Genomic DNA, 25953 nt, shown 5'->3' on the forward strand with positions numbered 1-25953 from the left:
TCTGGCATGGCGCATCGGGAGGCTCGGGAGACGCCGCGTGAAGGGGGCGCCATACCCACGGCACCTCGCACGGGCCCTCCGCGAGAAGCGGGCTTCACCCGGGCCCGAGGGCTCCCCTTCCGCCCGCTTCCCGAGACGTCTTCGTCTCCGGAGAAGAATCAGCGGCCCACGTCCTTCCCCGGGACACGTCTGGTCCAACAGGAGGGGAACCCGGGGTCTTCGATACCCTCACCCCGTCCCTCTCCCGGGGGGAGAGGGGTCATGGGCGGAGTGATGACAGGGGTGCCGGGGGGGACGGGTCCACGCCACGCAGTGGGCGCGGCCTCTCCGCCTCCGACCCGGTCTTCTCCGTTTCCGACTCCCGAGCCCTCTGTTCTGGAGACTTCGCGTCCCCAGCCGCATGCCAGGACCGAACCCTCTCCCGTTCCCGTCGCGGCGTCTTCCTTCGACGCTCCCCACCCGTGGCCGGAGCCTCCGGAGCTTCCTTCCCCTGAACCTGGCGATCCACGGGTGGTGCTCCGCGACTGGGAGCGGCTGCGCCGGTTGGAGCGCGAGCAGCGAGGTGAGTGATGGAGCGCGTGGCCTTCCTCATCGAGCCCGAGGGACTCCGGCTGGGCGCGCTGCTCAACCCGGAGACGCTCGTGGTGCGCCGGACGGCGGGCGTGCGGCCCCGGCGTGCGCTGGGCGTGCCGCTCACGGGGACGGGGCTCATGGATGATCCGCTCCTCTTCACCGGCGGCGGCACCACCGAGCTCAACCTGGAGCTCCTCTTCGACGTGACACTGGCGGGCTCCTCGGTGACATCGGAGGACGTGAGGGACCTGACGCGGCCCCTGTGGCAGCTCGCGGAGAACGCGCATGCCGAGGACGGTTATGGCCGCCCCTCGTTGCTGCGCGTCGTCTGGGGCAAGGTGCTGAACATGCCGTGCGTGGTGGCCGCGGTGGCCGAGCGCCTGGAGCACTTCACCCCCACCGGTGCACCCCGTCGCTCCTGGCTCTCGCTGCGCCTGCTGCGCGTGGAGGAGGAAGTCGCCCGGCAGGTGGAAGCCCCGCGTGTCCCCCCGGGCGGCGTCGGCGCCGAGAACGAGCAACTGGCCGAGCAGGTGGCCGCGAGCCTTCCGCCCGAGGCCTTCGACACCCAATCCGTGCTCAGCGGTGGACCGGATCCGGGCTCGGGGCAGCGGTTGGATGAGATCGCCTGGGAGCGCTACAGGGATCCATCGCTGTGGAGGCTCATCGCCTCGCTCAACGGCATCAATGACCCGATGCACCTGAACACGGGCACGGTGCTGCGCCTGCCACCGGCCTCGGCCATCCGGGGGTCGACATGAAGTCCGTCCGGGGACTGCCAGAGCTGCGCATAGAGGTGGACGGGACGCCCCTGGCGCCCGAGGAGCTGCGCGCCCTGGAGTCGGTGCGCGTCCAGCAGCAACTGTCCCTGCCCGCGCAGTGCGAGCTCACCTTCACGGATCCACGAGGGGCACTGGCCACGCGAGGCCTGCCTCCGGGCACCGCGCTGCGCCTCTCGGTGGCGGCCCGGCGCGAGCCGCTCTTCGTGGGCGAGGTGACGGCGGTGGAGTACGTGCACGGCGCCTCGGGCACGAGGCAGGTGCGCGTCCGGGGCTATGACCTGCTCCATCGCTTGCGCAAGCGTCAGCCGGTGCGGGTGCACGCGCAGGTGACGCCGAGGGACCTGGCGCGCGAGCTGGTGTCGGACCTGGGCCTGTCCGTCGAGGCCTCCGAGCCCGGGCCGCTCTCGCACCACCTCATCCAGCACGGACAGTCGGACCTCGAGTTCCTGGTGGAGCAGACGGAGCGCTGTGGCCTGTGGCTGGTGCTGGAGGAGGGCGTGCTGCACGTGCTGTCCCTGGACGGCCACGGAGACCCCGTGCCGCTGGTGATGGGCGAGTCGCTGCTGGAGGCGTGCGTGGAGGTGAATGGGGACCCGGCGTGCCGCTCGGTGAGCTCGGCGGGGTGGAATGCCCTGCAAGGCCAGGTCTACACGGCGAGCCCCTCTGGAGGCCGCGTGGGCCGGCGGGTGGAGGCCTCCGTACCCCCGGAGCGCTTGGGGGGCAGTGGCGAGCGGGCGCTCGTCAACGAGAACGCGGAGGACACCGCGCACGCGGAGGCGCTGGCCCGGGCGGAGCTGGACCACCGGCTGGCGCGCGAGGTGGTGCTCACCGGCGTGGCGGAGGGAGATCCCCGGCTGCGCCCCGGCACGCGCGTGGACGTGCGCGGCGTGGTGCCAGTGGTGGCGGGCCAGTACGTCCTCACCTCCGTCTCACACACCCTGGATGCACAGCACGGCTTCCTCTCCGAGCTGTCCTCCGCGCCACCGCCCCGGCGGACCCGGCCGCGCGCCTCCTCGGTGATGCCGGGCGTGGTGAGCCGGGTGGATGACCCCGACAACAAGGGCCGGGTGCGTGTCTCGCTGCCCACCTGCGGCGACGTGGAGACGGACTGGATGCAGGTGCTCTCCGCGGGTGCTGGCGCGGGCAAGGGCCTGGTGATGCTGCCGGACGTGGGAGACACCGTGCTGCTCGTCCTCTCGGGGGAGGACCCGGCACGCGGCGTGGTGGTGGGTGGCCTCTACGGAGCGAACGGCCCACCGGACACCGGTGTCTCCGGCGCGGCGGTGCGCCGCTTCAACCTGCTCACCCCGGGCGGGCTCAAGCTGCGCCTCAACGACGAGACGCAGACGCTCCGGGTCGAGGACCCGCTCGGCAGCTACCTGCAGCTGTCTCCCCACGTCGTCCGCCTGCACGCCGAGACGGCGCTCGAGATCGAGGCTCCTGGCAAGTCCATCACGATCGAAGCCGCCACCATCGATTTCCGGAGGAGGGACTGAATGCGTTGGGTGACCGTGGACGCACTGATGCAGTGCGCGCACCTGGGCAGGATCGGCCTCACCGCCTCGCAGTCGTGGGTGACCATCGAGGGCCGCCCGGTGCTCGTGCAGGCGGACCCCGAGGGACGGCCCATCGCGGGCTGTCCCAACATCGGGCCCACCATCAAGCCGTGCACCACCACGCTGAAGGTGCAGGCGGGCTATTCCTCGTGGATTCGCGTGGACGGCAGGCCCGTGGTCCTCGACATCGTCACCGGGCTCACGGATGGCACGCCGCCGGGCGTGGTGAAGTACCACTGCACCGCACCGGGTCAGCCCTTCGTGTCGGAGGACCGATGAACGTTCCCCGCTACCGTGCGTGGCGCTTCCTCCACCCGGACCTGGACCTCGTCGGCGTCGGGCCCGGGGGCCTGCACCTGTCGCCCTCGGGGGGCATCGCCATGGTGCAGGAGGAGGCCTCGGTGCGTCAGGCCATCCTCCTGCTGCTGTCCACCGTGCCCGGCGAGCGCGTCATGCGCCCGGACTACGGCTGCGAGCTGCACCGGCTCGTCTTCGCTCCCAACGACGACACCACCGCGGGCCTCGCCATCCACTACGTGCGCCGGGCGCTGGCGCGCTGGGAGCCTCGCATCGACTTGCTCGACGTGGACGCCAACCGGAGCGCCGAGGAGCCCTTCCGGCTCGACATCTCGCTCGAGTACCGCGTGCGCACCACGCAGCGGACGGAGCGGTTGCGTTTCGGCCTCGACCTCGCGGGAGGGCCCGCCTGATGCCGCTGCCTTCGCCCAACCTGGATGACCGCGGCTTCCAGCAACTCCTCGAGGAGGCGCGCAACCGCATCGCGCGGACGAGCCCCGAGTGGACCGACCTGAGCCCGCATGACCCGGGCATGGTGCTGCTGGAAGTGTTCGCCCACCTGACGGAGACGATGCTCTACCGGCTCAACCGGCTGCCGGAGAAGGCCTACGTCGAGTTCCTCCGCCTGCTCGGCGTGCGGCTGCAGCCCCCGAGCGCCGCCACGGTGCGGTTGCGCTTCAGCCTCGCGCGTCCGGCCACGAGCATGGTGGAGATTCCCCGGAGCACGGGCGTCACCACCTCACGGGCCGAGGCCGGTGCCGAGCCCGTCATCTTCCTCACCGCCGAGCCCGTGCGCATTCCGGTGGGAGGCACGGAGGTGGAGGTGCTCGCCCACCATGGCGAGCAGGTGGAGGCGGAGCTGGCGGGAGTGGGCACGGGGATGCCGGGCCTGTCCGTGACGGCGCGCCGCCCGCCCATCGTGGCGCCCACGGGAGATGGACGGGATTTGATGGTGGGCGTGGAGGCGCTGCCGGGCGAGCTGGACGGGCGCGTGCCGGCGCGCAAGCTGGGGGACAAGACGTTCCGCATCTGGCGCGAGGTGGAGAGCTTCGCCAACCTGCCGCCGGACGAGCCCGCCTACGTGGTGGACCGGATGACGGGCACCCTCACCTTCGCGCCCTCGGCCCGGATGACGGGAGAGGACGGCGCGCTGTCCACCGAGCCGCGAGCCCTGGCGGCCGTGCCGAAGGCGGGGCGGGCCATCATGCTCTGGTACCTGCGCGGCGGAGGGCTCACGGGCAACGTGGCCGCGGGAGCCCTGGACACCCTCAAGACGGCGCTGCCCGGGGTGAAGGTGACCAACCCCTCGCCGGCCGTGGGAGGCCGCGCGGCGGAGACGCTGGAGAACGCGCTCGTCCGGGGCCCTCAGGAGTTGCACTCGCTGGGGCGCGCCATCACCGCCCAGGACTACGAGCGGCTGGCGCTGCGCAGCTCGGGAGCGGTGGCCCGCGCCAAGGCCTTCACCCAGGCCCAGTTGTGGGCGCACGCGCTGCCGGGCTCGGTGGAGGTGCTGCTGGTGCCCTACCTGCCGCCCAACGTGCAGGGGCCCTCGGGCGAGGGCGTCACCCAGGAATCGCTGCGCCAGCACGAGACGGAGGAGGCACGCGCCCGCATCGAGACGGCGCTGAACGAGCGGAGGCCGCTGGGCACCACGTGCCAGGTGGGCTGGGCGCGCTACAAGACGGTGCGCGTGCGGGCGCGCGTGGTGGTGCACGGGGCGGAGGACGCGGCCGCGTTGAAGCGGCGCTCGCTGGAGCGGCTGCACCAGGCGCTCAACCCGCTGCCCACGAAGCTGCAACCGGGAGGCTGGCGCTTCGGCCAGTCGCTGCGCGTCTCGCACGTCTACGACACCCTGCTCGCCGAGCCCGGGGTCAGTTACGTGGACCAGGTGCGCCTGCTGGTGGACGAGGTGCCGAAGGACGTGCGCACGCTCTGCGAGGACGCCTTCCAGCCGCGCACCTACTACGCGGGCGGAGGGGACGCGCTCTTCCGGACCGTGTCCGACGCGGATGGCTGGGAGCGCGTGGGCCGCTTCCCCGGAGAGCAGGTGGAGGTGGTGGAGGCCCACCCGCAGCGCGCCGGACTGGTGGCCGTGGCCGCGCGGCTGGCGGACGAGCCCCAGCGCTCCCGGCTCCACCTCTCGCTGGACAGTGGCGAGACGTGGGAGCGCACCACGCACACGCTGGACCATGTGGAGGACCTGGCGTGGATGGTGCGCGACGGCGTGCCCGTGCTGCTGATGGCCACGCGCGTGGGCCTCTTCGAGCTGGCGGTGGAGGAGGGCGCCACCCCGCTGCAGGTGCTGGTGGACCCGTCGGACCACGACCTGGGCTTCCTCTCCGTGGCCGCCTCCACGGACGCGCGCGGCGGGGTGAGCGTCGCGGTGTCGGGGATGAGCCTGCGCGGCGTGTACCTCTCCAGCAGCGGCGGGCGCGGCAACAGCTTCCGGCACATCGGCCTGCGCAACCAGGACGTGCGCGTGCTGGAGGTGCAGCGCGATGGACCTCGCTCCTTCCTCTGGGCGGGACTGGCGGCGGCGAGTGGCGCGGACCCGGGCAAGGGGTGCTTGAGCTGGGAGCTGCTCGGCTCGGCGGACCCGCCGGATGGGTGGCGCCCCCTGGACAAGAACTGGGATGGAGGAAGCTGTCTCGCGCTCGCCTTCGACGGGGCGAGGGCCTATGCGGCCACGCACCGTGCGGGCGTGCTGTGGATGGACGCGAGCCGGCGCGAGGCCTCGTGGAGCCGCCCCGGGGTAGACAGCGGCCTGCCCCTGCGCGAGCGCGAGCGCCTCTTCCAACCGGTGTTCGCCCTGGCGGCGGCGCCTGGGGGCGGACTGCTGCTCGCGGGCGGCCCGGCCGGTGTTCATCGCCAGCGCGAGCCGGGAGGGCAGTACGGCAACTGCTCGACGCAGGAGTTCACGGAGAAGGTGACGCTGCCGCCCTCCTGGCTGCTGGTGTCGGGCCCGCATGAGCTCGAGGTGGTGACGGTCGATGAAGCGGAATGAAATCACCCGGCTGCTGCCCGGCGTCTTCCAGCGGACCCTGCACGAGAACGGCCCGCTGGTGGCGCTGATGGACGTGATGGAGGCGCTGCACGCGCCCTCCGAGGCCCTGCTGGCCGAGCTGCCCGCGCTCTTCCACCCGCTGCGAGCACCAGAGCGCTTCGTGCCCTTCCTGGCGCACTGGGTGGACCTGGGCGTGCCCGTCACCACGGGCCTGGGACGGATGCGCGAGCTGGTGTCGGCGGCGGTGGAGCTGTCTCGCTGGCGGGGCACGGCGCGGGGGCTGCTGCTCTTCCTGCGCACGGCCACGGGCCGCGAGGACTTCGTCATCGAGGAGCAGGTGCCCGGCCTCCACGGGCGTCCCCGGCCCTTCCACCTGCGCGTGAGCGCCCCGGCCGAGCTGGCCGCGCACCGGCCCATGGTGGAGGCCATCATCGAGCGGGAGAAGCCCGCCTACGTCACCTACGAGCTGCACTTCGGGCAGCCCACACCAGGAGCGAGCTGATGCCGCGCGCCTTCGACATCACCGCCACCACGAGCAGCGTGCAACTGGACGCCTCGGGCCAGGGCGAGGTGTCCTTCACCGTCTCCAACAAGCTGGGCGTGGGGGTGACCGCCCGGGCCACGGTGGTGCCGGATGGCAACACCCGGGCCGAGTGGATGCAGTTCCCGGCTGGCATGGAGCGGACCCTGCCGCCGGATGGGACGGCGGTCATTCCGGTGAGGTTCTCCGTTCCCCCGGGCACGCCCCCGGGCTCGTACGGCTTCGCCCTGGATGTGGCGAGCATCTCCAACCCGGACGAGCACTATGACCGGGGGCCCTCGGTGGCATTCACCGTGCGGGAAGCGGCGGCGCCGGTGAAGAAGCCCTTTCCCTGGTGGTTGGTGGCGCTCGCCGCCGGGGTGCTGCTCATCGTGGGTGTGGTGGTGGCCATCCTCTCCTCGCGAGGCGGGGACGAGGGAGCCGGGCTCGGAGCGGCCTGCGCGAAGAAGGAGCCGCGCTGTGGAAAGGACCTCACGTGTGGCACGGGCAACGTGTGCGTCGGCACGGCGGGCTTCAAGGGATGCGCGAATGGTGGGCAGTGCGCCACGGGCCGCTGCGAGGGAGACACCTGCGAGGAGCGCGTGGCCCTGTTGGGGACGTGCAACAGCGCGGATGACTGCGCGGAGCCCCTGGCGTGTCACGAGGCGGCGTGCCGGGGACTCGCGGGGTTCAGTGGCTGCGACAAGCCCGAGCAATGCGTCACGGGGCGCTGCGAAGCGGGCACGTGCAAGGAACAGGTGACCCTGGGAGACACGTGCGACAGCAACGACGACTGCCGCTCTCCCCTGACATGTTTCCAGGGCTTCTGCCTCATCCCCCTGGGGGAGAAGTGCACCCATCCCTCCCAGTGTGTCTCCGGGGCCTGCAATGGGACGTGCAATCGGGGGGTCGTGCTGTGCCCCAGGTGCCCGCTCGGGACGATCTGCGTCGATGGCCAGTGCGTGAGGCCGGCCATCATCCGGGACCATCGCCTCCTCGATGAGCTCCAGATAGAGCCGCGGCGCACGGTTCCCACTCCCTGAGGAGCTTGCGCCATGGACCAGCCCAAGCCCTCCACCGTCCTGCTCATCCTGGCGGTGTTCGCCTGCGTCATGATGTACGTGCTGGGCCTGGGCCTGGGCGCGCAGGATCGTTCCTCCAGGAGCACCAACCCGGTATCGAAGGAGGAGCGCGAGCAGTGGCGCGAGCGCTTCGTCAAACCGAGGCCGGTGGCGGAGGAGGACCTGAAGACCACGGGCTGCGTGCTGTCCGAGGGCACGGTACGGGTGGCGCGGGGAGGGGCGTGCCGGGTGGACATCGCGAAGTCGGGAGTGCGGGTGCGCACGGTGAACGTGGAGCCGCTGTCGGGGAGTCTGGTGGACGTGCGGCTCGAGCCGAAGGGCGGGCCCGCGGTCCCGGCCACCATCGATGGCCTGGGCGAGCGCCGGGGGCTGGATGTGCCGGAGGAGGGGGCCCTGCTGTCGCTGACGTGCACCCGGGGAGTGGGGAACGGCGCCGAATGCCTGGTGAAGCTGCGCTGAAGCTCAGGCCGCGGTGCGCTTGAGCTTGAGCACCCGGAGGATGGAGACGAGCGCGCCGATGAAGAGCACCACGGCCCAGATGAGGCCGAGGATGGAGACGATGATGGCGCCCACGGCGTCGGTGATGCTCACGAGGATGATGGGCACCCAGCCGTGCAGGATGCTGAGCAGGGCGCCAGCCACCAGGGAGGTGAGGAAGAGCAGCACCAGCCCCTTGTTCTGGAGGAATCGGGGCTGGGCGAGCACGAGGCAGACACCGGCGGCCACCTTGAAGGCCATGAGCAGGCCGAGCGTGGCGGAGGCGCCACCGCGGTTGAAGAAGCCCCAGATGGCCAGGTAGGCGATGGTGCCGAAGGGCACCGCGGTGAACAGGGACACCATGAGCAGCAGCAGGCCGATGGCGCCCACCAGCATGGCGATACCGGCCAGCAGGGCGACGATGGCGCCCACGAGCGATACCACGCCCTGCACCTGACCCTGGACGCGCTCGGGGATGAGCAGGCTGGCGCCCATGAGTCCGAGGGTGAGCAGCAGGAGCCCGTCGACGAGCGCGAGGTAGGGAATGCCGAGCCCGGGAGTCGGGGGGTTCTCGCGTTGCATGGCGAGCACCTCGTCGACACTGACATCATCCTGAGCGCCCTCGCCGCGCAGGTTGGCTTCGATGTCCGCGCGGCTGGCGACGGGGCGGGGCAGGAGGATGGATGCACCTACTTCGACGAGCACACAAAGGCCGAGCAACACCAGTGCCGCGATGAACAGTGGCTTGCGCAGCTCCATGTGTGGACTCCCCCCGGCTCACGCCTGCCGCCCCGAGCCGCGCGGGAGGATAAGCATGGGGGAGCGCGCGGGCCGGAGGTGGAGGGAGACCTGTTCTGAAGACGAACGCGCGCTCCGCCTATTGGCCGGTTTGCGCGCCGGAGACGTGGGTGAACCCGGAGGCGGTGAGCGTGCAGAACCGCTGCGGGCACGAGTCGTCCGTCGTCCCGGCGACGATGTACATGGCCGGCAGGTTGGTGGGGACGGCGCCAGGGTACGCCAGCGCGGTGACTCCCCACTTGCAGCCGTCGAGCTCGAGGTTCTCCTCGTTCGCGCCGCAGATGACGCGGTACGCGTTGGCGTAGGTGACGACACACTGGAGCGAGCGCTCTCCGCCGGCCTTCGCCTGCCTCGAGTCGAGGACGAGGTTCTTTCCGCCGCCGTAGCGCGCGAGCAGGCCCGCCGGGCAGTCACCCTCCGTCTGCCAGTTGGCGATGCTCCAGGTCTGCTCGGTGTACTTGTCACTGGGGAAGGGGAATCCGCAGATGAAGGACGAGTTGTTGGAGCGGACCTTGTCCGCGCAGTCGTCGGTGGAGGCGGAGAAGCGCCCCTCGACGCGGTGGCCCTCGGGCGACGTGCCCTCGGCGCTGCCCTCCCAGCGGAAGGGGTAGGAGCCGTTGTTCTGCCACTTCACCCGGTCCACCTTCACCGTCCAGCTCAGCGGCTTCGCCGTGGCGACCGTGCCGTCTCCGAGGTGGAGGTTCCCCGACGTCGTGTACCTGCCCGCCTGCAGGGGGACGAGGTACATCGACGCGCCGACGGGGACGCGGGTGTTCCACTCGGCGATGTCCGGCCAGCTCGCGAGCGCGCGCTGCGAGCCGTCGTAGCTGAAGCCCGAGTCATCCGACAGGGAGTGGGTGGACTTCGTGCCGTCGGGGCGCGTGAGGGTGAGCTCGAAGGAGCGGCCACTGTCGACGCAGCCAGCGGCGAGGCTGGAGCACAGCAGGAGGAGGGAGGGGCGCGAAATGGTCATGGAGCCAAGAAAAGGACAAAGGGAGCCTGGATGTCGAGCCGCACCGGGACGAGGCTGGAAAGCGCTTCGTGTCCCGCTCGCCGGCTTGCCATGGGCGGGCCCCTGCACTAGTGCTCCCTTCATGGCCGACGTGCTTCCCGAGGCGTTCCTCCGTGCTGTTGCCGATGGTTTCCCCGCGGACTTCCTGACCCGCGAGCCTGGCGAGCTCCAGGAGTACGGGCGCGACTGGACGCGCGTGCATACCCCCGCTCCCAGCGCGGTGGCCTTCCCGCGCACCACGGACGAGGTGGCGCGGCTGCTGGCGCTGTGCAACCAGTACCGGGTGCCGGTGGTGCCCTCGGGCGGGCGCACGGGCCTGGCGGCCGGAGCGGTGGCCGCTCGGGGCGAGCTGGTGCTGTCCCTCCAGCGGATGAACCGGATGGAGCCGGTGGAGCTGCTCGGCAACACGGTGCGCGTGCAGGCCGGGGCCGTCACCGAGGCCGTGCACCAGCACTGCGCCGAGCACGGCCTCACGTGGCCGGTGGACTTCGCCTCCAAGGGCTCGAGCCAGGTGGGCGGCAACATCGCCACCAACGCGGGCGGGGTGAAGGTCATCCGCTACGGCCTCACGCGCCAGTGGGTGCTGGGCCTGCAGGTGGTGACGGCGCAGGGGCAGGTGCTGGAGCTCAACGGCGCGCTGGAGAAGAACAACACCGGCGCGGATCTGCGGCAGCTCTTCATCGGCAGCGAGGGCACGCTGGGCATCATCACCGAGGCCACGCTCAAGCTGACGCCGCTGCCGGGCAAGCAGGACGTGTTCCTCTTCGCCGTGCCGGACGTGGCCGCCGTGCTGCGGCTGTTCCGCGAGGCCCGCCGTGCTCCGCTGCTGCTGAGCGCCTACGAGTTCTTCACCGACAAGTGCCTGGCGCGGGTGCAGCGCCACCGCAAGCTGCGCTCGCCCTTCGAGGCCCCGAGCGGGTGCTACGTGCTGATGGAGGCCGAGGGCAAGGACGCCGCCGAGGTGGAGGGCTGGTTGGGCTCGCTCTTCGAGAAGGGGCTGGTGACGGACGGCACCATGGCGCAGAGTCCCTCGCAGGCCAGCGAGCTGTGGGCCCTGCGCGAGAGCATCAGCGAGAGCCTGTCCGCCACGGGGTTGCCGCACAAGAACGACGTGTCGCTGCCGGTGGCGAACCTGGAGGCCTTCTGCTCGGAGATGGACGCCGTCTTCGGCGAGCGCTACCCGGGGTGGGAGATCGCCCTGTTCGGCCACATCGGGGACGGCAACCTCCACATCAACATCATGAAGCCCGAGGGCATGGAGAAGGCCGAGTTCCTCGCGCACACGAAGAAGGCCGACCCCACGATGTTCGAGCTGGTGCGCAAGCACGGCGGCAGCATCTCGGCCGAGCACGGCATCGGCCTGCTCAAGAAGGACTACCTGTCCTTCTCGCGCTCTCCCGCCGAGCTCGAGATGCTGCGCACGCTCAAGCGCGCCCTGGACCCGAACAACATCCTCAACCCGGGGAAGATCCTCGACGTGTAGTGGCCCCTTCCTCTTCCCGACGCCAGGACCCGTCACGTGACGTTTCACGTAGGTTGCTTCCGGATGACTTCGGAAGTAATCTCCTCGTGAGACGACGTGCCTGCTGCCCGGATACCGGGAGGGCAGGCCGCCATGCATGTCCACGGCCCCGCATTGCCGAGAATCACGGCTCCCGGGGACTGGCATCGCGGACGCGGAGGGAAGATGCTGAGTCCTGGAACGACGGATTGGACTGGATCGACGGACTGGAGAGGACGCGCTGGGATGGCGGAGGAAAAGCCCCCTCATCGTGAGGCGACCTACGAGGAGCTCATCGCCCTTCCCGCACACGTGGTGGGGGAGCTCCTCGAAGGAGAGTTCATCGCCTCACCCCGGCCCGCGAGCCCTCACTCGGCCGCCAGCTTCGCGCTCGCCATGGAACTGGGCGGTCCCTTCCAGCGAGGCAAGGGCGGTCCGGGCGGCTGGTGGTTCTTCAACGAGCCGGAGCTGCACTTCGGCAAGAACGTGCTGGTGCCGGACCTGGTGGGTTGGAAGCGCTCGCGCATGCCCGTGCGCTCCGACGTGGCCCACTTCACCCTCGCTCCGGACTGGGTCTGCGAGGTGCTCTCCCCGTCGACGGCCCGCATCGACCGGACCGTGAAGAAGCGCCTCTACGCCCGGCAGGGGGTGGAGTTCGTCTGGCTCGTGGATCCGGTGCTCCGCATCCTGGAGGTCCTCCAGCGCCACGAGGGCCGCTGGTTGGAGCGGGGCTCCTGGAGCGGCAACGCCCGCGTCCGCGCCGAGCCTTTCGAGGCCCTCGAGCTGGAGCTCGAGGCCCTCTGGTTCTCCGAGTCGCCCGAGCCCGGTTAGGACACGATGCGCGTCTTGATGTCCGTCTGCAGGCCCGCGATGGCGTGGCACACCGGGTCGGCCACGTCCTGGTCCAGGTCCATCACCAGGTAGCCGATGTTCGCGTCCGTGCTCAGCACCTGCGCGTGGATGTTGGCGTTGAGGTCCGAGACGATCCGGTTGATGTCGCGGAGCACGCCCGGCGTGTTGCGGTGCACGTTGAGGATGCGGTGCGTGTTGGCGATCAGCGGCGTCTCCACCTGCGGGAAGTTCACCGCCCCCGTCGTGGCCCCGCTCCTCACGAACTTGATCAGCGACGTGGCCACCTCCTTGCCAATCGCCGCCTGCGCCTCCTCCGTGGAGCCGCCGATGTGCGGGGTGAGGATGACGTTGGGCAGTCCCTGCAGCTCGGTGACGAAGCCGTCGCTGTTCGTCTCCGGCTCCGTCGGGTAGACGTCCACCGCCGCCCCTCCCAGGTGGCCCGAGCGCAGCGCGTTCGCCAGCGCGGGAATATCCACCACCGTGCCCCGGCTCGCGTTGATGAGGCAGCTGCCCTTGCGCATCCGCGCCAGCTCGTTGGGGCCAATCATCCACTCGGTGGACGGCAGGGCCGGCACGTGCAGCGTCACGAAGTCCGAGCTCTCCAGCAGCTCGCCCAGGTTGGCCGTGGGCCGCGAGTTGCCCAGCGGCAGCTTCGTCATGACGTCGTAGAAGATGACGCGCATGCCCATGGACTCGGCCAGCACGCCCACCTGGGTGCCGATGTGCCCGTAGCCGACGATGCCCAGCGTCTTGCCGCGCACCTCGTGGCTGCCCGTGGCCACCTTGCGCCACTGGCCCAGGTGCACCTCGCGGTTGCGGTCTCCCAGCTGGCGCGTGAGCATGACGATCTCCGCGATGACCAGCTCCGCCACGCTGCGCGTGTTGCTGAAGGGCGCGTTGAAGACGGGCACGCCGTGGATGTTGGCCGCCTTCAGGTCCACCTGGTTGGTGCCGATGCAGAAGGCTCCCACCGCCAGCAGGTTGGGTGCCTTGGCCAGCGCCGGCTCCCACACGTTCGTCTTGCTGCGGATGCCCAGCAGGTGCACGCCCTGAATCCGCTCCTCCAACTCCTCGGGCTTGAGCGCTCCCTTGAGCCGCTCCACGGAGAAGCCCTCCGCCGCGAGCATCTCCTCGGCGGACGCGTGGATGTTCTCCAGCAGCAGGACCTTCAGGGGGCCTTCGATGGACACCGGGGTGGAGGGCGACGGGAACTTGGGCGTGCTCATATGAAGCACCGCGTTAGATCCCGCCCCCCGGGCTGTCAAGCGTCTGCTACGCCCACACCGGGGCCGCCCGCCACGAGGACGAGCGGCCCGGTACCTCCCGGTGTGAGCTACTGGAGGGTGTAGGCCACCGTTCCGCTGCAGCTGTTGCTGGAGTAGCAGCCGGCGCGGATCTGATACGAGCCGCCCGCACCCGCGGGGACGGTGTACGTGAGGTACGACAGGGTGCCGCAGCCGCTGCCGTCGTCGTTGAAGGCCACCTGCGTGCCCGAGGGGCCGTACAGCCGCAGGTAGGTGTCACCCGTACCGGAACCACCGGCCACCGTGCAGGTGCCCAGCCGGATGACCTGGCCGGCCGCCGCCGTGACGCTCTGGTTGACGGTGTTCTGCTGGGCGCTGTTGGTGTTGCTGGCGCTGAAGTTGAACGAGCCGCTGGTGCCACCGCCCGGGGTGCCCGGCGTCACCTTCCACACCACGGTGCCGCCGCAGCTGCCGCTGGAGTAGCAGCCACCGCGGATGGTGAAGGAGCCGGCCGCCGGCACGGTGTACTTGATGTAGGAGCCACGGCCGCCGCACGAGTCATCGTTGGAGGCCACCTCGCCCGCGGCGCCGTTGAGGCGCAGGAAGGAGTCCCCGTCCACCGTGGCGCCGTCCACGCCGCAGGTGCCCACCTCCACCACGTCGCCCGCGGCGAACGTGAGCGTCTTGTCCACCGTGTTCTGCTGGGCGCTGTTGGTGTTGGTCGCGGTGTACGCGTACGAGTTGGCCGGCGGCGGAGGAGGCGGCGGCAGGCCCGTGCACAGCCGCGCGCTGCTGTTGTTCATCGCGGTGCAGGCGGCGCGGATGGCCGGGAAGACGTAGGTGACGTCCTCGCCGCGGCAGCCCGTCTCGGTGCACACGTTCACCACGCGGCAGCTGCCGCTGGTGACGTAGTCCGTCTCGCCACGCACGAGGATGCCCGCCACCGTGTAGCCGTTCGTCTCGTACACGCCCGAGCCCGAGTTGCCACCGAAGGTGTCCGTGGTGGCGATGAAGTAGTCCAGCGTGCCCGAGCGCGTGTCACGCACCGAGCCGCCCGAGTCGATCTTGAAGGGGATGCCGCTGCCGCTGCCGATGACGGCCACGTTCTGCCCCACCGCCAGCGCGGTGTTGCCCGTGCGCACCGGCGCCGGGGTGAAGCGCGGCGCCGCCGAGCGGTCCAGCCGCAGCACGGCGAAGTCCAGGTTCTGCCCGTTCACCGTGGCCTGCTGGCGCGCGACGATGGAGACGCAGCTGAAGATGTCCGCCGTGGTGACCGGCTGCAGCGTGCCCGCCGCGGGGCGGTAGTAGTTGAAGACGAGCCGGGTGTTGGTGCAGTCCGTGGCGCTGGTGACGCAGTGGCCCGCGGTGAGCACCAGGTCGTCATCGATGAGCGTGCCCGAGCAGAAGGCCGCCGTCGGATCATCCCGGAAGCGCTCGGTGGTGCACAGGTTGTAGGAGGTGCCCAGGTTCGAGCCGTTGAAGGTGACGTTGTTGGGGTTGGTGGCGTTGAAGTCGGACGGGTTCATCAGCGCCACCGTGGCCTGCTGGGCGCGCAGGCGCAGCGTGGCGTCCGGGTGCGCGTAGACGTCCTGGCGGTTGTCCGTGCCGTAGACGACTTCGCTCTGCTTCTGGCCGAGCTCCGGGGCCTGCGTGCCCTGGGCCGCGTCCAGCTCCTCCGCCGGGCCGCAGCCCGCCGCGAGCGTGAGGGTCCACAGCACCGCGCCCACGAGGGGCCGGGCCGTCCGCCCGTACCGGGGATGTCGCATGGTGATTCGCTCCTGTCTTCTTGGGGGGGTGAGAAAACGCGCCAGACTCGGAAGCCGGGCAACCCCATGATGCCTCAAATAAACCCTACGAGGGCATACGTTTGACGGAGCGTGCGTGCGAGGCCGTCCCGCGGGGGCGGCGGGCTACTCGTCGTCGGGGTTGCGCAGCCAGGCCAGGGCGGCCTCGCGCGTCTCGAAGGTGCGCGTGGGGATGGTGAGCATGGCCTGCTTCGTCATGCGCCAGGCCTGGAGGCCGGAGGCGGCATCGCTCACCACGCGCGCCGAGCGCTTCATCCCGTGCAGCTGCGCGTAGGCGTTGAGGCTGGCCATGGTGGCCACCATCTCCGGCGGCATCACGCGCAGCTGCCCCTGGTCCACCAGCGCGCTCCAGGGGCCGCCCATGCGGATGATCGTCTCGCGGATGCGCTTGAGGTAGTCCGTCACGTCCTCCGCCGTGGGCTGCGGGGGATAGACGACGTCGATGATGCGGTCTGCCTCGTAGACGTTGATCTGAAAGGGCATGCGGGGCGCACTCTAGCCTCAGACAGGCCCAGGTCGAAAACCCCGTCAGCTCCCCGGGCCCCGGACGTCCCTGGAACCGGGCCACTCGCGGCCAGGAAGGGGGAGCGTCATGAACAAGAAGCTGTATGTGCTGAGTGCGGTGTTGGGGTCTCTGCCGGCCCTGTTTCCGGTGACGTGCTCCCCGTGGGCGCCTTCCGGGCAGAAGCGGGAGGAGGAGTCGCGGGGCGGTGCGTCGCGGCGGACGGAGCGGTTCATCGGCGGCAACGAGGCCGCGGTTCCCCCGTCGCCGCAGGGGGGGCCGGGCCTGGAGCCCGGCGTCCCGGCGCACCCGTGCGAGCTCATCACGGTGATGCAGGTGCCGTGTGACCCCGCCGCGGCCACGTGCGAGTACACGTACTGGCAGTGCCCCGAGAGCGTGGAGCCGCTCCGGGCGTAGCCCGGTGGCCTGCCTGTCCTACGCCCCGGTGGGCGAGCCGTGGGCCGCAGGGGCGGGGGTGTTCTTGGCGCCCCCCTTCCCGGGTTCATAGCTTCGCACAGGCCCCGGGCTCGGCTCGTGCCGGGCCGGGAGCCGTGCCCGGAGGTTGCGTATGGGGACGCGAGTGAAGGTCTTGGGAGCGGTCATGCTGGCGGCGGTGCTGGGCGGCGCGGGGTGCGCGGGGCCGAAGGAGGCGGCGCGGGATGTCGAGTCCGCGGTGCCCGGCCTCTCGCAGAAGGAAGAGGGCGTGGTGACGAACATCGACAAGGACGCCCACCGCATCGCCGTGAAGAGCGTGAGCGAGCCGGCCGCGCAGGAGGTGTGGTTCGCCCTCACCCCGGACACGAAGCTGGAGCGCGACGGGCAGCTGGTGACGTGGGATGACATCAACGAGGGCACGCCGGTGCGCGTGAGCTTCGAGCCGGCCGCGGGCGCCGAGAAGACGTACAAGGTGGAGCTCCTCACGGGCCAGAAGGCGGAAGAGGTGAAGCAGAAGGCCGAGCTCCTCGGCCACTAGCCTGGCGCGGGCGTCCGGGTGGGAGCGGGAATGCGGCGAGCGGGGTGGGGAGTGCTCCTCGCGCTCGGCGTGGGGAGCCAGGTGGCGGGGGCGGCGCCCTGGTCCCATCTGCGCGAGCTGTCCGTCACCGCGGGGGCCGGCGTGGAGGGCTACACCCTCGACCTGGCGCCGCTCATCGACCCGGGGGTCACGTACGGGGTGATGCTGGACGTGCTGCCCCCTCCGTTGCTGGGCGTGCTGGACGTGGGCCTGGAGGTGGGCTTCTCGGGCGCGGTGAACGGGCTCGACACGCGCGCTCCCCAGGCCTCGGCGGATGGCGTGGAGCTGGTGCGCCACGGCGTCCACGCGGCGGCCACCGTGGGCCTCCTCCACTCGGTGGTGCGGCCCTACCTGATGGGCGGCCTGGGCCTCAGCGTCTACAACATCCGCGGCACCGTGCGGGGTTTCGGTGATGACCTCGTGGGCAATGTCCCGCTCGGAGCCGGCGTGCGCGCGTCCTGGCGGGGCCTCACCGCGGACGCGCGCCTCAACTACACCGTCCTCTTCGATCAGCGCTACGCCACCGGCGCGCCCGTGTCCAACGTGGGCGAGCCCCCGGCGCTCACCATCGGCAAGGCGGGCCGTTATTCCGGCACGCTCAACCTCGGCGTGACGTGGTGACGGCCCGGCCCTCTCGTAAGATGAATCGCCTGCCGGACACTCTACCTACGGGGAGCGGCCCTCCCGATTTCCCTCCCTCCCACCCCTGAATTTCTTCCCGCTTACCGGCGGGGCCCCTCGGGGCGAGGAGCCCAACCCCTTGGAATCCATGAGGTGGGGCGTGGCACGCGACGCGCAATGAGAAGCGCACGGGTTGGGGGTCGGGGGTGGGTTGAGGGGATTGGGGCCGGGAGCGCTCGGGCGGGTCGGGGTGGTGTGGGGCTGGGGGGCGCCCGAGCGCGTGCAGTGTGTTGGGGGCGTGCGGCGTGGGGGGTGGTCGTGGGCGTGCGGCGGATGCGGCTGGGCGAGCTGTGGGTAGCGAGCGGGCTGTTGGCGTCGGCGCAGGTGGAGACGGCGCTCGCCTTCCAGGCGCGGTGGCGGTGCAGGTTGGGGGAGGCCGCGGTGCGGATGGGACTGCTCGGGCCGGAGCAGCTGCTCATCTCGTTGGCTCGTCAGCTCCAGGTCCCCTTCATCCGCCGCGAGGGACTGGAGCGCGTTCCCGAAGGCATGGTGCGGTGCGTGCCGCCGCGGGTGCTCGAGCGCCTGCGGATGTGCCCGTTGCGGGTGGAGTGGCGGGACGAGGTGCGCGGCACCGTCTTCGTGGCCACCAGCGAGCCGGGCAACCTGGTGAAGCTCGATGACATGTCCTTCGCCACCGGCTGCTCCGTGCGCCCGGTGCTCGCGCTCGCCGAGGACATCGAGCACCTGCTGCGGCGCGTGGGCATCCTCGCCACGCACTCGCGCGTGCGCTCCATCGAGCTGAACCCCGAGGACGCACACGTGCGCTTGAACATCACCCGGGACTATTTCGCGCTGTGAGCCGGTGTATGTAGAGCGTTCCGCGACGCCTTCCATTTTGGATCACACGCCTTCCTGCCCACCAGGGCAGCACAGGGCCGGTGGCCCACTCCAAGGGAAGGGAGTGGAAGGTCTCTTCGTTTTGGTGGCGATGGAAGGACCTCCCTCCTCTTCGAGCGATGCTGTTTCTCCTGGTCATGCCCCCAACCCGCGGAACAAATTGGCCTCGCCTGTGATGGAGTGGGTCGATTGGAGTGATGCCTTTGTGCGGGCCACGTCGTGGCTGGATGACGTCCACGCGCAAATCACCCAGGGCGGAGACGTGCAGTCCGGCATGGAGTCCCTGCACCGGGGACTGCGGACGCTGCGCCGCAAATGGGACAGGGAGGAGTGGCGGCGCTTCTGTCTGGAAGCCGTGCGCACCCACCCGTTGCGCGAAGTCATCCACCAGTGTCCCTTCACCCGTCACGCGTTCGAACGTCCACGTGGCTACGCGGGGGACGCCGAGCTCATCGACTACCTCTACAACGACCACGCGCACGTGGACGGCCTGGAGTACCAGGGCCGCGAAATCTACCGCTACATGCATGACCAGCCGAGCGCGCGCAGCGTGCGCGAGCGGCGTGAGTTGCTGGCGGCGGAGCTCGACGCCACCGCCGAGCGCGTGCACCTGCCGCGCATCCTCTCCGTGGCGTGTGGCCACCTGCGCGAGGCGGAGCTGTCCACGGCCGTGCGAGACCACCGGCTCGGCGAGCTGATTGCCTTCGATCAGGATCCGCTCTGCCTGGCGGAGATCGCCCGGGTGTTCCCCACCGGCCCGGTGCGGACGGTGTGCGGCTCGGTGCGCTCCATGCTCCTGGGGAAGACGTCCTTCCGGGACATGGACTTCGTCTACTCGGCCGGCCTGTACGACTACCTGGCCGAGGGCACCGCCGCGCGGCTCACCCGGCTGCTCTTCCACATGCTGCGCTCGGGCGGGAAGCTGCTGGTGGCCAACTTCGCCGTCTTCCCTCCCGAGACGGGGTACATGGAGGCCTTCATGGACTGGTGGCTCGTCTACCGCGACGAGAACCAGATGAGGGCCCTCACCGCGGAGATCGATCCCTCGGAGCTGGCCGAGGTGAAGCTCTTCCGCGACAGCGTGGACAACGTCATCTACCTGTCGCTCACCCGCCGTTGAGGGCGGGGGCGCCGGCTAGTGCGTCTCATGCGCCTCGCGCGGCTCCTCGGGGCCGTGGCGGGGCAGCGTGACGGTGAAGGTGGCGCCCTTGCCCAGGGCGCTCTCCACCTCGATGGTGCCGCCCAGCGCCTGGACGATCTCCCGGACGATCCACAGCCCGATGCCGAAGCCACCGTAGTGGCGCACGGACACGGCGCGCTCGAAGCGCTCGAAGATGCGTGCCGCGTCCTCCTCGGCGATGCCGATGCCCTCGTCTCGCACACGCAGGCGCGCCTGGGTGGCGTCGCCCTCGACGGTGATTTCAATGGGCCGGCCCGCGCCATATTTCGTCGCGTTGGTGAGCAGGTTGACCACCACCTGCTCCAGCCGCATGGCGTCCCAGTGGCCCACGATGGAGGCGGGCAGGTTCAGCCGCAGGTCGCACTCGGCGCGGTTGAGCGCCTCGCGCGAGCGCTCCACCACCCCGCGCACCAGGTGCACCAGGTCCACGTCCTCGAGCTTGCCCAGCATCTGCCCCTGGGCGATGCGCGAGATGTCCAGCAGCTCGTTCACCAGCTTGCCCAGGCGCTGCGTCTGGAGGTTGGCGGACTCCAGCTTGGCGCCGAGCCGCTCCGGGGGCAGCCGCTCCAGCCCCTGGCGCACCTGGGACATGAGGCCCTGGATGTGGAGCTGCAGCGAGGTGAGGGGCGTCTTCAGCTCGTGCGCGGCGATGGAGAGGAAGTCATCGCGGCGGCGCACCGCCTCCTGCTCCTCGCGGTAGAGCCGGCCCCGCTCCTCGGAGAGGGCGGCCATGCGCTCGAAGCCCTCGGCGTTCTCCAGGGCGGCGCCCGCCAGGATGCAGACGAAGGAGGCCAGCCGCTCCTCGTCCTCGCCGAAGAGCTCGCCCACCTGCCGGTGGCTGACGCACACGCAGGCCACCGTCTTGCCGCGCACCTGGATGGGGGCGCACAGCAGCGAGCGCACGCCGAGCAGCTCCATGCTCTCGCTGACGCCACCGGGCATGCCCTGGCCCATCACCGCCGGACGCCCCGTCTCCAGCGTCCGGGCGATGGCGGTCCGGCCCACGCCCGCCGCGGCCAGCTCGTCCTCGGGCAGCAGCGCCTCCGGGTCGAACACCACGCAGTGCTCCGGGCGCAGCAACTCCATCATGGAGCGGCGCGCGGCGTCGAACACCGCCTCGCGGGTGAGGGCGGAGGCGATGCGCCGGCCCGCGTCCAGCACGCGGGGGAAGCGGTCCGCCAGGGACAGCGTGTCCGAGCGCTCCGAGCTCCCGGGGCCCTCCTGGCCCAGTCCCTGCTCCAGTTCCTGCAGCTCGCGGGTGGCCGTCTCCTGGTCCGTGGCGGCGCCCGGCCAGCCGAGTGCCCGGCCCACCTGCCCACGCGCCAGCAGCGTCTGGGCGCGCTCGTGGCGCATGCCCAGCTCGTTGGCCACGTTCAGGCTCTGCTCCAACCAGCGGCGCGCGCGGCGCGCATGGCCGGACATGGCCGCCAGCAGGGCCCGCTCGCGCAGGGCGTGCGGGAGGTTGTTGCGGTAGGTGTTCGCCACGTCGTGCGCGCGCCGGGCCACGTGCTCGGCCCGCTTCAGCAGCGCCTTGCGCTCATGGGGCGCCAGCGAGGACACCTGCTCGACGCGCTGGCGCAGCGCGGTGGCCAGCCAGCCCGGAATGGGCGCCACGTACTCCGAATGCAGGTGGGCCGCCTCGGCGATGCGCTGTGCCTCCTCCAGCGTGGCCACCGCGCCCTCGGCGTCCCCCTCGCGCAACTGGCGGATGGCCTCCGCCTGGAGCACGCCCGAGTGCGATTGCGGATCCGCCTCCGGGTTGGAGATCTCCCCCTCGAGCAGCCCGCGGGGGATGCGGCCTCCGGAGGCCTTGCCCCAGGCCTCCAACGCCAGCCGCACCGCGTACCGGTCTCCAATGGCCAGTGCGTCGCCATGCAGCCGTTGGCTGGCCTCCAGCGCTTCCTTCAACTTCCCCTGCCGGTACAGGCACATGATGGTGTTGAAGGTGGCGTTGTTGACCTCCCAGCGGTCTCCGGTCCGGTCCAGCAGCCGCACCGCCTCGCGGCACTTCTCGATGCTCTCCTCGAAACGGCTCTCCGCGTAGAGGGCCAGGGCGTAGAAATGCAACGTTTGTCCTTGTCCCCACACGTCGCCCATCTCCCGGCGCATGGCCAGGGACTTCTCCGAGTAGGCGTTGGCCCGGCGGTACCAGGGCAGGGTGGTCATCGCGGGTGAGTGCTCCGAGTAGGCCTGGGCCAGCTCGGGCGTGGGCGGGTAGCGTTCGGCGATGTTGAGGTCTCTCAAGTGGGCCCAGAGGACGGCCATGCGGCCGCGCAGGTACCAGTAGCTGTAGGCCAGCCGGCTGTAGATATGGACGGCGAGCAGGTCCTCCTCGCTCTGCTCGAGGGGACGGCGTGCCAACCAGAGCCGGGGCAGCAGGGTATGGCCCGCCTGGACGCCGACCTCCCAGAGGGCCGCCAGGCTCAGGGCCGCGGACGAGCGGGGCATGAAGCGGCCGAGCAGCCGGAGGGCCTGCTCCATGGCCGCGTTGCCCTCGTCCACGTTGCCGCGCCGGAAGGCCAGCTCTCCCAGCTTGGCCAGCGTGCGGGCCTGGTCCAGCCGGTCATGGGCGAGCGACTGGGCGAGCGAGAGCTGCTGTTGGGCGGCGTCGTAGCGGCCGCGCAGCATGAGCACGTCACCGAAGCCGGCGCTGATGCGGAAGCGGATGCCCGGGTCGGCCCCGGCCGCGCCGCGCTCGGCGATGCGGTAGTTGTGCTCCGCCGTCTCCAGGGCGAACTGCTGCCGGGCCCGCTCGGCGGCCACCAGCGCGTAGGGCAGGGCCTGGGTGTACTCGCCCGCGGCGTCGAAGTGGTAGGCCAGCTCGAAGGGGTCCGCCGGTGGGTTGGCCGCGATGGCGCGCGCCGCCAGCCGGTGCAGCTCCCGGCGCTCCTCGGGCTTGAGCAGGCTCAGCAGCGCCTCGCGCAGCTTGTCGTGGACGAAGGTGTAGCGGCCGCCCGTGCCCTCCCACAGCATGTGCCGGCGCCGCGGCTCCACCAGCCCCGCCACCACGCGCTCGCGCGGCGTGCCGGACAGGCTCGCCACCCGCTCCAGGTCGAAGTTCTTGCCCAGCACCGCGCCCACCGACAGCAGGCGCAGGGACTCCGGCGGCAGCAGCTTCAGCCGGCGCACCAGGAAGGAGGCCGCCTGTCTCGAGGAGCGCACGTGCGCCATGGCCTCGGGCTCCACCTGCCAGCCCCGGGGGCCCGGCACCAGCGCGCCGTCCTCCACCAGCCCGTGCAGCACCGCCGAGGCCATGAAGGGATTGCCCTCGGACAGGCGCACCACCAGCTCCATCGCCTCGCGCGGCAGCGTGCCGGCCATGGACTCCAGCATGCGCGCCACGTCCGCGGGCCCGAAGGCCGTCAGCCGCAGGTGCGCCGCCGGGTTGAGCCGCCGCAGCACGTGCCCGGGGCCCACCTCCTCGCTGCGGAAGGACACGATGATCATCACGTGTCCACCCACGGTGCGGCGCGCCTGCTGCCAGCTCTCCAGCGACCGGAGCGTCGGCTCATCCGCCCACTGACAGTCCTCGAGCAGCACCACCGCGGGCTCCGCCTCCGTGCCCAGCGCGCCCAGCAGCGTGGTGAGGGCCCAGACGCCGCGGCTCTCGCCCAGGGACTCGGGGCCCAGGCCCTGCTGCGCGGGACGCAGCACCGGCTGCAACTGCGGCAGCACCGTGCACACCGAGGCGGCCTGCTCCTGCAACCGCTCGCGCAGCAGCTCCGCCAGGGCGGGCCGCTCCAGGGCCGCTGACGCGATGCCCGAGGCCACGTCCACGAAGAGCTGGAAGGGCCGTTGCGCGGACTGGGCCACGGCCTGTCCCTGCAGCAGCCAGGCCCGGTGCTGGCGCGCGCGCGTGGCGAACTCCTCCAGCAGCCGGCTCTTGCCGCCGCCGCTCTCGGCCTCCACCACCAGCAGCCGCCCCGGCTCCGTGCGGGCGCGCTCCAGCTCGCGCTCCAGCAGCGCCAGCTCCTCGTGCCGGCCCACGAAGGAGGGCTCGGTGAGGCTGTGGCGCATGTCGTGGGCGCCCGCCACCAGCTCGGGGTCCAGCTCACCCCGGGCCAGGGCCGCCTCGATGGCGCGCAGGTCCTCGCGCGCGGACTCGGCGGACTGGTAGCGGTCCTGCGGGTCCGTCTGTAGCAGCCGCGAGACGACCTCCTCCAGCGCGCGGGGCACCTCCACGCCGGTGGTGCGCAGGCGGGGCCGGGTGGTGAGGTGCTGGCGCAACACCTCGCCCACGGAGGTGCCGTCGAAGGCCGGGTGGCCGGCGAGCGCCTCGAAGAGGACGGCGCCCACCGCGTACAGGTCCGAAGTGGCCTCCACCGGACGGTTGAGGAGCCCGGCCTGCTCGGGCGAGAGGTAGCGCGCGGTGCCCACGGGCAGGTCGCGCAGGGACGGGTCCAACCGTTCACTGCGCGCCAGGCCGAAGTCCACCAGCGTGGCGCGGGTGAGGGTGGGGCGGCCCTCGACGATGATGTTGGAGGGCTTCACATCCCGGTGGAGGATGCCGTGGGCGTGCGTCTCCGCGAGGGCGGCCAGGACACACTGGCCCACGATGAGCGCCTCGGGGACGGACAGGGTGCCACTGGCGAGCCGTTCCTGGAGCGACACTCCGGCCACGAAGGGCGTCGCCAGGAAGAGCAGGTCTCCCCCGGAGCCGAAGTGCAGGACGGGGACGAGGTAGGGGCTGTGCAGGGAGCGCAGCACACCGGCCTCGTGCTCCAGGCGCTGGCGGGCGGTGGGGACCAGGGAGAGGGCGGATGTCGTCTTGATGACGAGCCGGGCCCCGGTATGCAGGTCCACCCCGAGCCACGTGGTGATGCCACGGCCCTGCTTGATGCGTTGGGTCAACTCAAAGCGGTTGCCCAGCCGCCTGCCGGGATGCGCCCCTTCCAGAGAGGGTCCAGCCTGTTCGTAGCCCTCCGCCATCAATGCCCTCCCCCTCTGGTCGCACCACCTACGGTGGTGGGGTCGGCGCGTCATCGACAAGCTTGGGACCGCCGAGTGCGGTGCCAAGGGGGGCGAGGCGGCTCATGCGCCAGAGGGTAGGGTGCTTCAAATGAGCAGGCGGGCTCGCTTCCGCATCCCCCCGGGGAGGGGCCCGTACGCCCGTGCTGTCGTCTGGAGAGCAGAGGAGCGGGCGGGCCCCGGAGTCTGGCTCGAGGCCCGTCCTTTGAATGATTCGGCGCCTCATCGGGTGACGGTGTTGTTCACCACGCGGTAGTTGCGGCCGTCGTGGTTGCCGGCGGCCGTGCCGTAGGCGCGTGTGGCTTCTACTTGTACTCCACCGTCAGCGTGGCGCCGGTGCCCTCGGTGAGGAAGAGGTACGAGGTGCCCGAGGGGTTCTGCTTGAATTGGAGGCGGGCCTGCGTCTTGCCCGTCTTGTTGAGGGAGGCCAGTCCCGAGGCGTTGAAGTCCGCCGAGCTCTGCGTGCCGGTGGTGAACTTGATGAGCTCGGCAACGGCCGAGGCGGAGGCGGCCGCGGCGTAGTCGGCGGTCTCCGTGGCGGCGCTGGTGCCGAACACTCCGTTCTTCAGGTCGATGACGAGCGTGTTGCCGGCGGCGGGGTCGGCCCACGGGTCACCGGCGGAGGAGGACAGCGTCACCTTGAGCGAGGCGCGCACGAGGGTGGCGGTGTCCGGCAGCGCCGAGGTGTCGAACGAGAAGAAGGCCCGGTTGAGCTTCGCGTCCGTGCCCTTGCCGATGGCCGGCGTGCTGATGGTGCCCACCGCGGGCGAGGTCCCATCCGCGTTGGCCTTCACGTACCCGTCATCCGCCGCGATGCTGGAGAAGGACACGGTCGTGGTCCCGCCGCTGGTGTTGCTCACGGTGACCGAGGTGTCGTTGTCCGTGCTCACGTTGTTGGCGGCGTCATAGGCCTTGGCCATGATCGAGTGGCTGCCGTTGGCCACGCCCGCCGTGTTCCAGGTGAAGACATACGGGGCCGCCGTGTCGGTGTCCGCCAGCGAGCCGTCGACGTAGAACTCGACCTTCTTCACACCCACGGCATCCGAGGCGCTCGCCGTTACGTCCACGGTGCCGCTGACGGTGGCGGCGTTGGCCGGGGCGGTGATGTTCACCGTGGGAGGCGTGGTGTCGGACGAGGCCGTCGGCGGGCCCACGGAGATGCTGTCCACCCACGCCTTCGCGCGGGTGAGGTTTAACACAATTCCTTGAATGCTCCTTATCCGGATTTGTGTAAGGGAATCCCTCCGTCCATGACGCGCAATGTCAAACCCTT

At 70.9% G+C, this 25953-nt stretch carries 22 protein-coding genes; 15 read left to right on the plus strand and 7 right to left on the minus strand.

What is annotated here, in order from left to right; translation table 11 throughout:
* Positions 1-569 precede the first annotated feature (569 nt).
* Genes VFZ09_RS09850 through VFZ09_RS09885 form a run of 8 tightly spaced genes read left to right on the plus strand, consistent with a single transcriptional unit; the run spans position 570 to position 8270 of the window.
* On the plus strand, positions 570-1331 hold the full coding sequence (locus VFZ09_RS09850) for a hypothetical protein (protein ID WP_329727258.1): 762 nt from the start codon (positions 570-572) through the stop codon (positions 1329-1331).
* Entirely contained in the window at positions 1328-2848 is a 1521-nt protein-coding gene (locus VFZ09_RS09855) for a phage baseplate assembly protein V (RefSeq protein ID WP_329727259.1), read from the plus strand. Before VFZ09_RS09850 ends, VFZ09_RS09855 begins: the two co-directional genes overlap by 4 nt.
* Complete coding sequence (locus tag VFZ09_RS09860) at positions 2849-3187, plus strand: hypothetical protein (protein ID WP_329727260.1); 339 nt, start codon at positions 2849-2851, stop codon at positions 3185-3187.
* Positions 3184-3618, plus strand: coding sequence for a GPW/gp25 family protein (locus VFZ09_RS09865; RefSeq protein ID WP_329727261.1), 435 nt, complete (start codon positions 3184-3186; stop codon positions 3616-3618). Before VFZ09_RS09860 ends, VFZ09_RS09865 begins: the two co-directional genes overlap by 4 nt.
* Complete coding sequence (locus VFZ09_RS09870) at positions 3618-6209, plus strand: putative baseplate assembly protein (protein WP_329727262.1); 2592 nt, start codon at positions 3618-3620, stop codon at positions 6207-6209. The genes VFZ09_RS09865 and VFZ09_RS09870 overlap by 1 nt, the downstream gene beginning before the upstream one ends.
* Positions 6196-6711, plus strand: coding sequence for a phage tail protein (locus VFZ09_RS09875; RefSeq protein ID WP_329727263.1), 516 nt, complete (start codon positions 6196-6198; stop codon positions 6709-6711). Before VFZ09_RS09870 ends, VFZ09_RS09875 begins: the two co-directional genes overlap by 14 nt.
* Positions 6711-7772 (plus strand): hypothetical protein, encoded by a 1062-nt coding sequence (locus VFZ09_RS09880; RefSeq protein WP_329727264.1) that lies wholly within the window; start codon positions 6711-6713, stop codon positions 7770-7772. The genes VFZ09_RS09875 and VFZ09_RS09880 overlap by 1 nt, the downstream gene beginning before the upstream one ends.
* Positions 7773-7784: 12 nt before the next feature.
* Positions 7785-8270, plus strand: coding sequence for a hypothetical protein (locus VFZ09_RS09885; protein WP_329727265.1), 486 nt, complete (start codon positions 7785-7787; stop codon positions 8268-8270).
* Between the two features lie 3 nt (positions 8271-8273).
* Here the strand turns inward: VFZ09_RS09885 and VFZ09_RS09890 are convergent, their stop codons facing one another.
* Together VFZ09_RS09890 and VFZ09_RS09895 are read right to left on the minus strand one after the other, a co-directional pair.
* Positions 8274-9047 (minus strand): hypothetical protein, encoded by a 774-nt coding sequence (locus VFZ09_RS09890; protein WP_329727266.1) that lies wholly within the window; start codon positions 9045-9047, stop codon positions 8274-8276.
* A 118-nt stretch (positions 9048-9165) separates the two neighbouring features.
* Positions 9166-10059 (minus strand): hypothetical protein, encoded by an 894-nt coding sequence (locus VFZ09_RS09895; RefSeq protein ID WP_329727267.1) that lies wholly within the window; start codon positions 10057-10059, stop codon positions 9166-9168.
* A gap of 121 nt (positions 10060-10180) precedes the next feature.
* On the opposite strand from VFZ09_RS09895, the gene VFZ09_RS09900 reads away from it, so the two are divergent.
* Both VFZ09_RS09900 and VFZ09_RS09905 read left to right on the plus strand, forming a co-directional pair.
* Positions 10181-11581, plus strand: a complete 1401-nt coding sequence (locus VFZ09_RS09900) for an FAD-binding oxidoreductase (RefSeq protein ID WP_329727268.1) — start codon at positions 10181-10183, stop codon at positions 11579-11581.
* Between the two features lie 264 nt (positions 11582-11845).
* Entirely contained in the window at positions 11846-12430 is a 585-nt protein-coding gene (locus VFZ09_RS09905) for a Uma2 family endonuclease (protein WP_329727269.1), read from the plus strand.
* Here the strand turns inward: VFZ09_RS09905 and serA are convergent.
* From serA to VFZ09_RS09920, 3 genes are all read right to left on the minus strand, one after another.
* The gene (gene serA / locus VFZ09_RS09910; RefSeq protein ID WP_329727270.1) at positions 12427-13677 is read right to left on the minus strand and encodes a phosphoglycerate dehydrogenase; all 1251 of its coding nucleotides are present in this window, start codon (positions 13675-13677) and stop codon (positions 12427-12429) included. The genes VFZ09_RS09905 and serA overlap by 4 nt on opposite strands.
* Positions 13678-13784: 107 nt before the next feature.
* The gene (locus tag VFZ09_RS09915) at positions 13785-15461 is read right to left on the minus strand and encodes a serine protease (RefSeq protein ID WP_329727271.1); all 1677 of its coding nucleotides are present in this window, start codon (positions 15459-15461) and stop codon (positions 13785-13787) included.
* Between the two features lie 144 nt (positions 15462-15605).
* On the minus strand, positions 15606-15983 hold the full coding sequence (locus tag VFZ09_RS09920) for an STAS/SEC14 domain-containing protein (RefSeq protein WP_329727272.1): 378 nt from the start codon (positions 15981-15983) through the stop codon (positions 15606-15608).
* A 109-nt stretch (positions 15984-16092) separates the two neighbouring features.
* On the opposite strand from VFZ09_RS09920, the gene VFZ09_RS09925 reads away from it, so the two are divergent.
* The 5 genes from VFZ09_RS09925 to VFZ09_RS09945 all read left to right on the plus strand — a co-directional run bounded on the left by VFZ09_RS09925 (position 16093) and on the right by VFZ09_RS09945 (position 19652).
* Complete coding sequence (locus VFZ09_RS09925; protein WP_329727273.1) at positions 16093-16419, plus strand: hypothetical protein; 327 nt, start codon at positions 16093-16095, stop codon at positions 16417-16419.
* Between the two features lie 163 nt (positions 16420-16582).
* A complete protein-coding gene (locus tag VFZ09_RS09930) occupies positions 16583-16975 on the plus strand; it encodes a hypothetical protein (protein WP_329727274.1) in 393 nt (130 codons plus the stop codon).
* A 30-nt stretch (positions 16976-17005) separates the two neighbouring features.
* Positions 17006-17635 carry a hypothetical protein gene (locus tag VFZ09_RS09935; protein WP_329727275.1) on the plus strand — a complete coding sequence of 210 codons (630 nt, stop codon included), beginning with the start codon at positions 17006-17008 and terminating at the stop codon, positions 17633-17635.
* A gap of 318 nt (positions 17636-17953) precedes the next feature.
* The gene (locus VFZ09_RS09940; RefSeq protein ID WP_329727276.1) at positions 17954-18493 is read left to right on the plus strand and encodes a pilus assembly protein PilB; all 540 of its coding nucleotides are present in this window, start codon (positions 17954-17956) and stop codon (positions 18491-18493) included.
* Between the two features lie 244 nt (positions 18494-18737).
* The gene (locus tag VFZ09_RS09945; protein WP_329727277.1) at positions 18738-19652 is read left to right on the plus strand and encodes a class I SAM-dependent methyltransferase; all 915 of its coding nucleotides are present in this window, start codon (positions 18738-18740) and stop codon (positions 19650-19652) included.
* 15 nt (positions 19653-19667) lie between these two features.
* Here the strand turns inward: VFZ09_RS09945 and VFZ09_RS09950 are convergent, their stop codons facing one another.
* Together VFZ09_RS09950 and VFZ09_RS09955 are read right to left on the minus strand one after the other, a co-directional pair.
* Positions 19668-24641, minus strand: a complete 4974-nt coding sequence (locus VFZ09_RS09950; protein WP_329727278.1) for an ATP-binding protein — start codon at positions 24639-24641, stop codon at positions 19668-19670.
* Positions 24642-24985: 344 nt separating this feature from the next.
* Positions 24986-25879 carry an Ig-like domain-containing protein gene (locus VFZ09_RS09955; RefSeq protein WP_329727279.1) on the minus strand — a complete coding sequence of 298 codons (894 nt, stop codon included), beginning with the start codon at positions 25877-25879 and terminating at the stop codon, positions 24986-24988.
* Between the last annotated feature and the right edge of the window lie 74 nt (positions 25880-25953).

This window comes from Archangium sp. (assembly GCF_036277355.1).
In the GTDB taxonomy this organism is placed as follows: Bacteria; Myxococcota; Myxococcia; order Myxococcales; family Myxococcaceae; genus Archangium.

Excerpts from the sequence above, each read along its gene's own strand:
- VFZ09_RS09935 (WP_329727275.1), top strand. The coding sequence starts at position 17,006 with ATGCGGCGAGCGGGGTGGGGAGTGCTCCTCGCGCTCGGCGTGGGGAGC.
- VFZ09_RS09865 (WP_329727261.1), top strand. The coding sequence starts at position 3,184 with ATGAACGTTCCCCGCTACCGTGCGTGGCGCTTCCTCCACCCGGACCTG.
- VFZ09_RS09855 (WP_329727259.1), top strand. The coding sequence starts at position 1,328 with ATGAAGTCCGTCCGGGGACTGCCAGAGCTGCGCATAGAGGTGGACGGG.
- serA (WP_329727270.1), bottom strand. The coding sequence starts at position 13,677 with ATGAGCACGCCCAAGTTCCCGTCGCCCTCCACCCCGGTGTCCATCGAA.
- VFZ09_RS09890 (WP_329727266.1), bottom strand. The coding sequence starts at position 9,047 with ATGGAGCTGCGCAAGCCACTGTTCATCGCGGCACTGGTGTTGCTCGGC.
- VFZ09_RS09900 (WP_329727268.1), top strand. The coding sequence starts at position 10,181 with ATGGCCGACGTGCTTCCCGAGGCGTTCCTCCGTGCTGTTGCCGATGGT.
- VFZ09_RS09860 (WP_329727260.1), top strand. The coding sequence starts at position 2,849 with ATGCGTTGGGTGACCGTGGACGCACTGATGCAGTGCGCGCACCTGGGC.
- VFZ09_RS09950 (WP_329727278.1), bottom strand. The coding sequence starts at position 24,641 with ATGGCGGAGGGCTACGAACAGGCTGGACCCTCTCTGGAAGGGGCGCAT.
- VFZ09_RS09925 (WP_329727273.1), top strand. The coding sequence starts at position 16,093 with ATGAACAAGAAGCTGTATGTGCTGAGTGCGGTGTTGGGGTCTCTGCCG.
- VFZ09_RS09880 (WP_329727264.1), top strand. The coding sequence starts at position 6,711 with ATGCCGCGCGCCTTCGACATCACCGCCACCACGAGCAGCGTGCAACTG.
- VFZ09_RS09885 (WP_329727265.1), top strand. The coding sequence starts at position 7,785 with ATGGACCAGCCCAAGCCCTCCACCGTCCTGCTCATCCTGGCGGTGTTC.
- VFZ09_RS09905 (WP_329727269.1), top strand. The coding sequence starts at position 11,846 with ATGGCGGAGGAAAAGCCCCCTCATCGTGAGGCGACCTACGAGGAGCTC.
- VFZ09_RS09895 (WP_329727267.1), bottom strand. The coding sequence starts at position 10,059 with ATGACCATTTCGCGCCCCTCCCTCCTCCTGCTGTGCTCCAGCCTCGCC.
- VFZ09_RS09915 (WP_329727271.1), bottom strand. The coding sequence starts at position 15,461 with ATGCGACATCCCCGGTACGGGCGGACGGCCCGGCCCCTCGTGGGCGCG.
- VFZ09_RS09875 (WP_329727263.1), top strand. The coding sequence starts at position 6,196 with ATGAAGCGGAATGAAATCACCCGGCTGCTGCCCGGCGTCTTCCAGCGG.
- VFZ09_RS09870 (WP_329727262.1), top strand. The coding sequence starts at position 3,618 with ATGCCGCTGCCTTCGCCCAACCTGGATGACCGCGGCTTCCAGCAACTC.
- VFZ09_RS09920 (WP_329727272.1), bottom strand. The coding sequence starts at position 15,983 with ATGCCCTTTCAGATCAACGTCTACGAGGCAGACCGCATCATCGACGTC.
- VFZ09_RS09850 (WP_329727258.1), top strand. The coding sequence starts at position 570 with ATGGAGCGCGTGGCCTTCCTCATCGAGCCCGAGGGACTCCGGCTGGGC.